An 11971-nucleotide genomic window follows, 5' to 3' on the forward strand; every position below is an offset into this window, starting at 1 on the left:
GAAGGACCCTCGCTCGCAGGACCGGCCTCTCAGTGGCCGCGATCCTCGCGGCGGTCCTGTCCGCGTCGCCGCTCGCCGCCCTCTCCCCCGCCTCCGCCGCGTCCCACCCCGCCCTGTCCGGCTCCGCGGCATCGCCGCGCTCCGCCGCGCCGGCCCAGGCGCCGGTCACGGCCGCACCGGCTCCGCCCGCCGGGCCACTGGTCTCGGCGCTGAGCAGGACGGCCGACCCCTCCGACATGGAGCTCGCGCGCGATGCCCCGCGTACCGCACTCTCGCGGGAACGCTTCTACTTCGCCATGACCGACCGGTTCGCCAACGGCGACACCGGCAACGACAGGGGCGGCCTCACCGGCGACCGGCTCACCACCGGCTTCGACCCGGCCGACAAGGGGTTCTACCAGGGCGGCGACCTGGCGGGCCTGATCGGCAGGCTCGACTACGTCAAGAACCTCGGCAGCACCGCGATCTGGCTCACCCCGGCGTTCAAGAACCGCCCCGTGCAGGGCACCGGCGCGGACGCCTCGGCCGGGTACCACGGCTACTGGATCACCGACTTCACCTCGATCGACCCGCACCTGGGCACGAACGCCCAGATGAAGCAGCTCGTCCGCGAGGCGCACAAGCGCGGGATGAAGGTCTTCTTCGACATCATCACCAACCACACCGCCGACGTCGTCGAGTACAAGGAGAACTCCTCCACCTACCGCTCCAAGGGCGCCTATCCCTACCTCGACACCTCCGGCAGGCCGTTCGACGACCGCGACTACGCGGCCGGGAACACCTTCCCGAAGGTCGACGCGAACTCGTTCCCGTACACGCCGGTCGCGCCGAAGGGCGTCAAGACCCCCTCGTGGCTGAACGACCCGACGATGTACCACAACCGGGGCGACTCGACGTTCAGCGGCGGCGAGAACGACGAGTACGGCGACTTCTCCGGCCTGGACGACCTGTGGACCGAGCGGCCCGAGGTCGTCAAGGGCATGACCGACATCTACAAGACGTGGGTGCGCGACACCGGCATCGACGGCTTCCGGATCGACACCGCCAAGCACGTCAACATGGAGTTCTGGCAGCGGTTCTCACCCGCCCTGCACGGCTACGCGGCACGGCTCGGCAATAAGCGCTTCTTCATGTTCGGCGAGGTGTACTCCAGCGATCCCGCCCTGACCAGCCGTTACTCCACCCGGGGCGGGATGGACGCCACGCTGGACTTCCCCTTCCAGGAGGCCGCGCGCTCGTTCAGCGGGGGCACGGCGGACGCGGCGCGGCTCACCCGGCTCTACGCCGGCGACGACTACCACACCGACGCCGACGGCGACGCCGCCTCGCTGCCGACGTTCCTCGGCAACCACGACATGGGGCGGATCGGCCGGTTCATCAGCCAGGACAATCCCGGCGCGCCGGACGGCGAGCTGCTCCGGCGGGACCTGCTCGCGCACGAGCTCATGTACCTCACCCGGGGCCAGCCGGTCGTCTACTACGGCGACGAGCAGGGGTTCACCGGCAAGGGCGGCGACAAGGACGCGCGGCAGACGATGTTCGCGTCCAAGACGCAGAGCTACCTGACCGACGACCTGATCGGCACGGCCGCGACGCACGCGCAGGACAACTTCGTCCCCTCCCATCCGCTCTACCAGGGCATCGCGGCGCTGGCGAAGCTGCGCGACGCCCACCCCGCCCTCGCCGACGGCGCGCAGATCGAGCGCCTGTCCACGGGCGGCCTGTACGCGTTCAGCAGGATCGCCGCCAAGGAGCAGGTCGAGTACGTCGTCGCCGTTAACAACGGCGAGGCCGCCGCCTCCGCCGCCGTGCCGACCTACTCCGCCGGGACGGCCTTCACCAAGGTCTACGGTGACACCGCGGCGGCCACCGTGACCACGGGCGGCGACCGGACGCTCCAGGTCACCGTCCCCCCGCTGTCGGCGGTCGTCTACCGCGCGTCGGCCCCGATCGCGGCCCCCGCCGCCGCTCCGGCCGTCTCGATCACGCTGCCCGGCGCCGAGATCAGGGGGACGGCCGCCGACGGCCGGATCCCGGTCACGGCGACCGTGCCGGGGAGCGGATTCGACCAGGTGACGTTCGCTGCCAAGGTGGGCGATGGCTCCTTTCAGGTGCTGGGCACCGACGACGCGCCCACCGTGTCCGGCGCGAACCGTACCTTCCGGGTCTTCCACGACCTGACCGGCTTGGCGGCCGGCACGAAGATCACCTATCGGGCGGTGGTGAAGGACTCCGCCGGCCGGTTCGCCGGCGCGAGCGAGACGGCGACCGTGGGGGCGGCCCCCGAGCCCGGGGAGCCGGGCGCGGTCACCCGTGACTGGCTGGTCGTGCACTACCAGCGCTCGGACTACGACGGCTGGGGCCTGCACGTGTGGGGGGACGTCGAGCAGCCCACCGAGTGGGGTGCGCCGCTGCCGCTGACCGGTGAGGACGCCTTCGGCAGGTTCGCCTGGATCAAGCTCAAGCCCGGCGCGGCCAGCGTCGGGATCATCACCCACAAGGGTGACGAGAAGGACGGCGGCGACCGTACCGTCAACCCGGCCAGGAACGGCGAGGTGTGGCTGGCCGAAGGCAAGGCCGACACCTACACCTCGCGGGCCGCGGCGCAGGGGTCCGCGACCGTGCACTACAGCCGTCCCGACAAGGACTACACCGGCTGGGGCCTGCACCTGTGGGGCGACGCGCTCGCCGACGGCGCCGGCACCGACTGGGCGAGCCCGCGCCCGCCGGACGGCACCGACTCCTACGGCGCGTTCTGGAAGGTCCCGCTCAAGGATCCGGCCGTCCCGCTGAACTACATCGTCCACAAGGGCGACACCAAGGACCCCGGCCCGGACCAGTCGTTCACCCCTGCCGTGCGGCCGGAGGCGTACGTGAACTCCGGTGACACGACGATCCATCCCACACGTGCCGCCGCCGAGAACGTGGCGATCCTGCATTACCACCGCCCGGACGGGAACTACGACGGCTGGGGGCCGCATGTATGGACCGGGGCGGCCCAGCCGACCGAGTGGGCCGCACCCGTCCAGCCGGCGGGCACCGACGGCTTCGGGGTGTACTACCGGGTGCCGCTGGCCGAGGGGGCGACGAGCCTGAGCTACATCATCCACAAGGGCGACGACAAGGACCTGCCCGCCGACCAGTCGCTCGACCTGACGACCGCCGGCCACGAGGTCTGGCGGCTTGCGGCCACCGAGGGCAACCTGCTGCCGCAGCCTCCGGCCCGGGGCGCCGACGCCGACCTGTCCAAGGCGGCGGCCCACTGGATCGACCGCGACACCGTCGCCTGGAACGTCACGCCGTCCGCGCCGCTGCGCTACTCGCTGGCCTTCTCGGAGAAGGGCGACATCGCCTACGACAAGGGTGACCTGACCGGCGATATCCGGATCATCCGCCTGGACCAGGGTGGCGGGCTGACCGACGCGCAGAAGGCGAAGTGGCCGCACCTGGCCTCCTACGCCGCCCTGAAGGTGGACCCGCGGGACGCCGGGCTGGTCCGCGCGGCGCTGCGCGGCCAGGTCGTCGCCGTCGAGCGCGACGCCGCGGGCGTCCTGCTGTCGGCGACCGGCGTGCAGATCCCCGGGGTGCTCGACGACCTGTACGCCAAGGCCTCCAGCGCCGAACTCGGCCCTGTGTGGCCCTCGTCCTCGGCGTCCTCGCAGCTCACGTCGGGGTCGGCCTCGCCTGCGCTGTCGGTGTGGGCGCCCACGGCGCGCAAGGTGGAGCTGGCGCTGTACCGCGACCCGTCCGGCGGCGAGCCCGCCGTGCACGAGATGCGGCGCGACGAGGCCACCGGCGTCTGGTCCGTGCGCGGAACGCCGGCCTGGAAGGGGCGCTACTACACCTTCCTGGTCACCGTGTACGCCCCGTCGGCCGGCAAGGTCGTCACCAACGAGGTGACCGACCCCTACAGCGTGTCGCTGGCGGCCGACTCGGTGCGCAGCCAGCTCGTGGACCTGTCCGACCGTTCCCTGCGGCCCGACGGGTGGTCCACCCTGCGCAAGCCGAAGGCCGTGAGCCAGGGCAGGGCGTCGGTCTACGAGCTGCACGTGCGCGACTTCTCCGCCTCCGACCCGACCGTCCCGGCGGCCGAGCGCGGGACGTACGCCGCCTTCGCCGGCGACTCCGCGGGCATGAAGGAGCTGCGGTCGCTCGCCGCGGACGGCCTCACGCACGTGCACCTGCTGCCCGCGTTCGACATCGGCAGCGTCCCCGAGCACAAAGCGGACCGCACCGAGCCGGAATGCGACCTGGCCTCGATGCCCGCCGACTCCGAGCTGCAGCAGGAGTGCGTGGCCAAGACGGCCGCCAAGGACTCCTTCAACTGGGGGTACGACCCGGTGCACTACACGGTGCCCGAAGGTTCCTACTCCACCGACCCGGACGGGCCGCGCCGCATCGGAGAGTTCCGGTCGATGGTGGCCGGGCTGAACGGGGCCGGGCTGCGGGTCGTCATGGACGTCGTCTACAACCACACCTACGCGGCCGGGCAGGACCCCAAGTCCGTGCTGGACAGGATCGTGCCCGGCTACTACCACCGGCTGCTGGACGACGGCACGGTGGCCACCTCCACCTGCTGCGCGAACACCGCGCCCGAGCACGCCATGATGGGCAGGCTCGTCGTCGACTCCATCGTGACCTGGGCCAAGGAGTACAAGGTCGACGGGTTCCGCTTCGACCTGATGGGCCACCACCCGAAGGCGAACATCCTGGCCGTGCGCGCCGCCCTCGACAGGCTGACGCTCGCCCGCGACGGCGTGGACGGCAAGTCGATCATCCTGTACGGCGAGGGATGGAACTTCGGGGAGGTCGCGAACGACGCCCGGTTCGTCCAGGCCACCCAGGCCAACATGGCCGGCACCGGCGTCGGCACCTTCAACGACCGCCTGCGCGACGCGGTCCGCGGCGGCGGCCCGTTCGACGCCGATCCCCGCGTCCAGGGCTTCGGCTCCGGGCTGGCCGGCGCGCCGAACGGGTCCCCGGCCAACGGCACCGACGAGCAGCAGCGGGCCCGGCTCCTGCACTACCACGACCTGATCAAGGTGGGGCTGGCCGGCAACCTGCGCGACTACCGGTTCACCGCGTCGACCGGCAAGGAGGTCTCGGGCGCGGAGGTCGACTACAACGGCTCGCCCGCCGGGTACACCGCCGCCCCCGGCGAGGCCGTGAACTACGTCGACGCACACGACAACGAGACGCTGTTCGACGCGCTCGCCTTCAAACTGCCGCAGGCCACGCCGATGGAGGACCGGGTGCGCATGCAGGCGCTGTCGCTCGCCTCGACGGTCCTGTCGCAGGGCACCGCCTTCCTGCACGCGGGGAGCGAACGGCTGCGCTCCAAGTCGCTCGACCGCAACTCCTTCGACTCAGGCGACTGGTTCAACCGGCTGCTGTGGGACTGCTCCGCCGGCAACGGCTTCGGGGCCGGGCTGCCGCCGAAGCCCGACAACGAGTCCAAGTGGCCCTACGCCAGGCCGCTGCTGGCCGACCCCGCGCTCAAGCCGGACTGCGCGGCGATCGGCGCGGCCCGGGCCCGCTTCGGCGACCTGCTGAAGATCCGCGCCTCCTCCCCCGCCTTCTCGCTCGGCTCCCTGGCCGAGGTGCAGGAGCGGCTGTCCTTCCCGGCGAGCGGCACCGCGGAGACCCCGGGCGTCCTCACCATGCACCTGGACTCCTTCGGCGTCGACCCGCGCTGGAAGTCGATCACCGTCGTGTTCAACGCGACGCCGGAGACCCGGGAGCAGACCGTGGCCGCGCTCAAGGGAGCCCAGGTCACCCTGCATCCGGTCCAGGCGGCCTCGGACGACCCCGTCGTCAGGCGGTCCGCCTTCGACTCCTCGACCGGCACGCTGACCGTCCCGGCCCGTACGGTCGCGGTCTTCGTACGGTCGTAGGCGCACAGCCCTCTCGCCCAGAGGAGGGCCACGCCGGGCCGGGTGTTGCAGCACCCGGCCCGGCTCGGGATCGCATCCATCGAACCTGGAGGCCCCACGTGAGATCCCACAAATCCCCCACCCCCTCCGCCGTACCGCGCCCCCGCGCCTCCGTCCCCCGTTCCCTCACCCTCTCCGCCGTCCTCACCCTGCTGCTGGCGCTCGCCGCCGTCCCGCTGACGAGCGGCTCCGCGCAGGCCGCGCCGTCCGGCGCCAAGGACGTCGTCGCCAACCTGTTCGCCTGGAACTGGCCCTCGGTCTCGGCCGAGTGCACCAACGTGCTCGGCCCGGCCGGGTACGGGGGCGTGCAGGTGTCGCCGCCGCAGGACTCGCTGAAGCGGCCGGGCACCCACTCGTGGTGGGAGCTCTACCAGCCCGCCGCCTACGACCTGACCGGCCGGCTGGGCAGCCGCGCGCAGTTCTCCTCGATGGTGCAGGCCTGCCACGCGGCGGGGGTGAAGGTCTACGCCGACGCGGTCATCAACCATATGACCGGCCAGGGCTCGACCTCCTACGGCGGCAAGACGTTCTCCAAGTACGTCTACACCGGCACCTACTCGGCGGCCGACTTCCACTACTACCCGGCCGCCTGCGGTAACTCCGACAACACCATCCACGACGGCGACTACACCGGCAGCGCGAACAATGTGCAGAGGTGCGAGCTGGTGGGCCTGGCCGACCTGGACACCGGCGCGAGCTACGTGCGCTCCCGGATCGCCGCCTACCTCAACGACCTGACCGGCCTCGGCGTGGACGGCTTCCGCGTCGACGCGGCCAAGCACATGAGCCCCGCCGACCTGTCGGCGATCTACGGCCGGCTGAGCGGCTCCCCGTACATCTTCCAGGAGGTCATCTACGGCGGCGGCGAGGCCGTGCAGCCGAGCCAGTACACCGGTCTCGGCGACGTGCTCGACTTCCAGTACGGGCGCTACCTCAAGCAGAAGTTCGAGGGCAACATCTCCGACCTGCAGACCTTCGGCGCGTCCTGGGGCGGCATGCAGGCGAGCGACAAGGCCGTCACGTTCGTCACCAACCACGACACCGAGCGCAACGGCTCCACCCTCACCTACAAGAGCGGCTCGACCTACACGCTGGCGAACATCTTCCAGCTCGCCTGGAACCACGGCGCGCCGCAGATCTACGACGGTTTCACCTTCAGCGACAACGACGCCTCCCCGCCCTCGGACGGCAACGGCTACGTGACGGCCGCGAACTGCTCCAGCTGGACCTGCCTGCACCGCGACAGCGCGATCAACGGCATGGTCGGCTTCCACAACGCCGTCAAGGGCACCTCCGTGGCCAACTGGAGCGCCCCCAACTCCAGCGTGATCGCCTTCAGCCGGGGCTCCACGGGCTGGGTGGCGATCAACAACGGTTCCGGATCCCACTCCGGCACCTTCACGACCGGCCTGCCCGCCGGGACCTACGCCAACCTGACCGGCGGCGGCTCGGTGACGGTGGGCTCCAGTGGCACGGCGAGCGTGACCGTCCCGGCGAAGGCCGCGGTCGCCATCCGCGTCGGCGGCACCGGCTCCACCCCCACCCCGACCCCGACCTCGTCGTCCATCGCGACGTCCTTCAACGCCAACGTCACCACCACCTGGGGCCAGAACGTCTTCGTCGTGGGCAACGTCGCCGAGCTCGGCGGCTGGAACCCCGCGAACTCGATCGCCCTGTCGTCCGCGACGTACCCGATCTGGCGGGCCACCGTGAACCTGCCGGCCAACACCGCGATCCAGTACAAGTACATCAAGAAGAACACCGACGGCTCGGTCACCTGGGAGAGCGACCCGAACCGCTCCTTCACCACCCCGAGCGGCGGCACGGCGACCCGCGACGACACCTGGCGCTGACCCCACCCCCGCGGGGCCCGCCCCCCCGCCCGGGGGGCCCCCCCCCGCGGCGGCCGAGGGTGGTAGACTGCCGCACCACGCGGGGCCCCCCCCCCCCCCCCGCGCCCCCCCCCCCGGGGCGGGCCCCGCCACCCGGTGCGACGACATGAGGTGAAAGCGGCAAGGCCGCTGCTCATGGGCCCACCCGGCATGCACGCCGGTGGGCAAGAATGCCGGCTGTTCCATCCGGCATCCGGGACGGGTAGCGGTCCGGAGCGGCGGCGACCGACGCCCCTTGACGGCCGAGGCCCGACCCGGGACGGCCGGAGGGGCTCGCGGCCGGCCACGGCTACGAGTGGGTAGCATCGGGGTTCATGTCTGAGATGCCATGTGTGCTCGCCGTGCAGCACGGGGTGAACGGCGGTCCGGGCCGCTTCGGCGAGTGGCTGGGCGAGGCGGGGGTCGCGGTGGAGGTCGTCGCCGCCTACGACGGCTCCGCGCTCCCCTCGCGGCTCACCCATGACGCGCTGCTCGTGCTCGGCGGCGGCTATATGCCCGACGACGACGAGAAGGCGCCGTGGCTCCCCGCCACCCGGTCGCTGGTCGCCCAGGCCCTGACCAGGTCGGTGCCGCTGTTCGGCATCTGCCTCGGCGGCCAGATGCTGGCCTCGGTGGCCGGCGGGAAGGTACAGGCCGACGTGGGAGCGCCCGAGCACGGCAGCACCGCCGTCACCATCAGGGCCGAGGCGGCGGGCGACCCGCTCTTCCGCGACCTGCCCGAGATCGTCCCCGCGATCGAGCACCACGTCGACGCCATCACCGCCCTGCCGCAGGACGCCGTCTGGCTCGCCGAGACCGGCAGATGCCCCTACCAGGCCTTCCGGGTCGGCTCGCGCGCCTGGGGCGTCCAGTTCCATCCCGAGGTCAGGCCCGAACGCATCCGCCAGTGGGACGCCGACGCGCTGCGCGGCCAGGGATTCGACCCCGACGCGCTGCACACGGCCGCCCTCGCCGACGAGCCCGCCTCCGTGGCGGCCTGGCGCGAGGTCACCCGCCGCTTCGCGACGATCGTCCAGAACGCGAGCCCCGAGTCCCGCTAGCCTCGTCCACGAACCTCCGGCCGAGCGCCGTACAGGGGCGCCGTCCCCGCCGCACCGGTCCTCGCCGTCGCGGCGCCCCATTCCCCCACCGCGGCACCGAGGGGGTGAACCTCCCCGGCGAACATGGGCCTGCACCGCACCACCGGTGTGGGCCTCCTGCTCAGAGCCCGCCGTCAGAGGCGGAAGCGGGCGATGATCGGGGCGTGGTCGGAGTCGGCGGCGTCGCGTCGGGCGGCCGGGTCCTCGGTGATCGAGGGGAGGCCGTGACCGACCACGGACCTGATCTCCTCGACGTGTTCGATGAGGGCACGGCTGGCCAGGATGTGGTCGATGAGCTCCCCCTGTCCGTTGTGGCGGCGGGAGAAGCGCTCGGCCTCGGGGATCAGGGTGGCGAGGTTCCACAGCCGCCAGCCGTCGCCCCGGTCCGGGCGCAGCGCCCCAGCCGTGCCGAGCTCGGAGCCGGGCGGCCCGAGCACGATCTGTGTGGTGGCCGCCTGCGGCTCGTCGTTGAAGTCGCCGAGCACCACCACCGGCCGCTCCTGCCCGTGCCCGCCGACCAGCCTGTCCGCGAGGCCGCGCAGCGTGGTCGCCTCGGCCGCCCGCCGGTACAGCGCGTAGGCGCCGTACCTGGCCCGCTCCCCCTCGTCGCGGGCCTGGAACCGGCCGCCGGGGAAGCTGAGCAGCTTGGACTTCAGGTGGCAGACCGCGACGTCCAGCGTGGTGCCGGCGCCCGGTTCGACCCGTACGGCGAGCATGCCCCTGCTGGTCTGGGCGGTGCCGGGACCGGCGTCGGCGTTCTGCACGGCGGCCAGCGGCGAGGCGAAGGCGTCGACGTCGTCCAGGAGGGTGACGGGGAGGCGGCTGAGCACCCCGACCCGGATCCCCCGGGCGTCGGGATGCCGCGACAGGGCGGTGTGCCACTCGCCGCCGAGCGCCGCGACCAGATCGGCCAGCGCGTCCGGGTCCCCGACCTCCTGGACGCCGAGCACGTCGGGCCCGATGCCGGCCAGCGTGCCGGCCAGCGCGGCGATCTTCGCCTGGTACGCCGCCTCGTCCCGGGGACCGAACTCCCCGCCGGGCCGGTACAGGTTCTCCAGGTTCCACGTGCCCACGACGACCATGACCGCTCCCGTAGTGAATGCGGGGTACAAGGCGCCATCGCCGCCCGCCGCTCCACTATGACCGCCCGCGCACCGATTGGCCACGCGTTCGCCGACGATCCGTCTGGCCCGCGGCCCGCGGAGCGGATGGCCCGATGCCAATGCGGCGTCAAGGGGTCATTAGCGAGAATCGACCCGCAGAATCCGGCGAAGCGATTCATATACCCCAAAGCGGGCATGGGCCGGGTTAACCCAAGAAAGCAACCCTGGCGAGGAGACCCAATGCTCACGCTGACAGACACCGCCGCCAAGGTGATCCGTGATCTCAACACCCAGTCTGGCGAGTCGGCCGACAAGGGCATCCGTATCTCGTCACAGGGCGAGGACGCCGGCTCGCTGATGCTCTCGGTCGCCGACGGGCCCGAGAGCACCGACAAGGTCGTCGAGAGCGAAGGGGCCAAGGTCTACCTGGACCCGGTCGCCGCGACCGTCCTCGACGACAAGTCCCTCGACGCCAACATCGACGACCAGGGAGGCATCTCCTTCCACGTCGAAGACCAGCCGGCCTGAGTCCCGCCGGGGCCGCGCTCCAGCGCCCGCCCGGCCGGCCCGGCAGAGATCTCCCCGGCGAGGCCGCAGGAGACCGCCCGGCCGCCGCCGGCCCGGGGGTGTCGCCGGGCGCGCCGGTGGGGCGATCACCGGCGGCTCAGGGACGCGAACAGGTCCAGGTGGCCAGGCTCAGTGTCCGGCCCTTGTCCTCCACGATGGTGGGGGGCGCGTCGCTGAGGAGGAAGCCTGCCGCCCGGGCCACCCGGACGCTGGGCTCGTTGTCCGGCTCGATCTCCAGGAAGACCTGCGGCAACCCCATAACCTCGTAGGCGAACTCCGTCATCACCAGCACGGCGCGGACCGCCAGGCGCTGCCCTCGATGGGCCGCGCCGATGGCGTAGCCGATGCTCGCCGTGCCGTCGTCCCGCGCGATGCCGCCGAGCAGGACCTCGCCCTTCGCCGCCCCTCCGTCGGTGGTGACGGCCAGGTGGACGCGATCGCCCGCGGCGCGCGCCCGGCGGGCCCTCTCCAGGTAGCCACGCGCCGCCGCCAGGTCGAACGGGGTGACCAGAGGCGTCCAGTAGGCCACGGCCGGATCGTCGAACAACTCCACCATCACCGGCAGGTCGTCGTCCGTCCACTCGCGGAGGACCAGGCCATGACCGCTCAGACGGAGTCCGGTAGGGAGACGCGTGCCGTGCTCGGTGGTCATGCGGGAGCCTCTCGGTGCCGGGGACCGTGTGGCCACAGCGTGGCAGATCTCCCTTCCCCTCGAGGGCTCCGCCAGACTGTTGTCCGGCTCAACTCCGCATGATCGGACGAGAGTCTCGCCGATCGGTGTTTCACACGCCTTCGCTGGACCGGCTTCCGGCCGGGGCGGCCCGGGTACCGCCGGTCTTCCGGAGGACTTGGGATGCTCGGGGACAGGTGCGTCCTCCTGTCCCCGAGCATCCGGCTCGTGAGGCGTTCCGCCGCGCCGCGCTAAGAGGCGTACACCTCGAATTCGGAGAGCTGGCCGGCGGGCCAGCCGGTGTTGGCGGTGAAGCTCAGGCGCAGGTAGCGCCTGCTGGTGGCGGGGAATGTGATCGTGACCGTGTTACCGGTCGAGGGGTTGAAGGTGTAGGCGGCCGAGCTCACCACCGTGCCGTACGACGAGCCGTCGGTGGATCCGAGCACCGACAGGGTCTGGGAGCGCGTCGCCCAGGAGGCCGCCGGCGGCAGCTTCAGCACCACCTTGCTCACGGCGACCGGGGCGCCGAGGTCGACCGTGACCGTCTGCGGCCAGGCGTTGTTCACGCTCTCCCAGTAGGTGTTCGCGTTCCCGTCCACCACGTTCCCTGACCCGTACACGTCGGCGTGGCCGCTCTCGCTGGTCGCCTTGCCGCGCGCGAGGTTCCCAGTGGGAGGCGTCGGGGTCGGGGTCGGGGTCGGAGTGGGAGTCGGCGTGGGTGTGGGGG

General features: G+C 72.0%; 7 protein-coding genes. 4 read left to right on the forward strand and 3 right to left on the reverse strand.

The window, feature by feature from the left end; genetic code table 11:
- Positions 1-32: 32 nt before the first annotated feature.
- The 3 genes from pulA to MYF83_RS35120 all read left to right on the forward strand — a co-directional run bounded on the left by pulA (position 33) and on the right by MYF83_RS35120 (position 8865).
- Positions 33-5894, forward strand: a complete 5862-nt coding sequence (gene pulA, locus MYF83_RS35110) for a pullulanase-type alpha-1,6-glucosidase (protein WP_248965057.1) — start codon at positions 33-35, stop codon at positions 5892-5894.
- Positions 5895-5992: 98 nt separating this feature from the next.
- Positions 5993-7786 (forward strand): carbohydrate-binding module family 20 domain-containing protein, encoded by a 1794-nt coding sequence (locus MYF83_RS35115; protein WP_248965058.1) that lies wholly within the window; start codon positions 5993-5995, stop codon positions 7784-7786.
- Positions 7787-8139: 353 nt separating this feature from the next.
- Positions 8140-8865, forward strand: a complete 726-nt coding sequence (locus MYF83_RS35120; RefSeq protein ID WP_248965059.1) for a type 1 glutamine amidotransferase — start codon at positions 8140-8142, stop codon at positions 8863-8865.
- A gap of 173 nt (positions 8866-9038) precedes the next feature.
- On the opposite strand, the gene MYF83_RS35125 is transcribed toward MYF83_RS35120, so the two are convergent.
- Entirely contained in the window at positions 9039-9986 is a 948-nt protein-coding gene (locus MYF83_RS35125; protein WP_248965060.1) for an endonuclease/exonuclease/phosphatase family protein, read from the reverse strand.
- Positions 9987-10247: 261 nt separating this feature from the next.
- On the opposite strand from MYF83_RS35125, the gene MYF83_RS35130 reads away from it, so the two are divergent.
- Positions 10248-10535: an iron-sulfur cluster biosynthesis family protein gene (locus MYF83_RS35130; RefSeq protein ID WP_248965061.1), complete on the forward strand. Its 288-nt coding sequence runs from the start codon at positions 10248-10250 to the stop codon at positions 10533-10535.
- A 136-nt stretch (positions 10536-10671) separates the two neighbouring features.
- Here the strand turns inward: MYF83_RS35130 and MYF83_RS35135 are convergent, their stop codons facing one another.
- Both MYF83_RS35135 and MYF83_RS35140 read right to left on the reverse strand, forming a co-directional pair.
- Positions 10672-11226, reverse strand: a complete 555-nt coding sequence (locus MYF83_RS35135) for a GNAT family N-acetyltransferase (RefSeq protein WP_248965062.1) — start codon at positions 11224-11226, stop codon at positions 10672-10674.
- 269 nt (positions 11227-11495) lie between these two features.
- The coding region (locus tag MYF83_RS35140; protein WP_279340488.1) for a galactose-binding domain-containing protein at positions 11496-11971 on the reverse strand (476 nt) is incomplete at its 5' end.

The organism is Sphaerisporangium perillae (genome assembly GCF_023276435.1).
In the GTDB taxonomy this organism is placed as follows: Bacteria; Actinomycetota; Actinomycetes; order Streptosporangiales; family Streptosporangiaceae; genus Sphaerisporangium; species Sphaerisporangium perillae.

Excerpts from the sequence above, each read along its gene's own strand:
- MYF83_RS35130 (WP_248965061.1), top strand. The coding sequence starts at position 10,248 with ATGCTCACGCTGACAGACACCGCCGCCAAGGTGATCCGTGATCTCAAC.
- MYF83_RS35125 (WP_248965060.1), bottom strand. The coding sequence starts at position 9,986 with ATGGTCGTCGTGGGCACGTGGAACCTGGAGAACCTGTACCGGCCCGGC.
- MYF83_RS35120 (WP_248965059.1), top strand. The coding sequence starts at position 8,140 with ATGTCTGAGATGCCATGTGTGCTCGCCGTGCAGCACGGGGTGAACGGC.
- MYF83_RS35135 (WP_248965062.1), bottom strand. The coding sequence starts at position 11,226 with ATGACCACCGAGCACGGCACGCGTCTCCCTACCGGACTCCGTCTGAGC.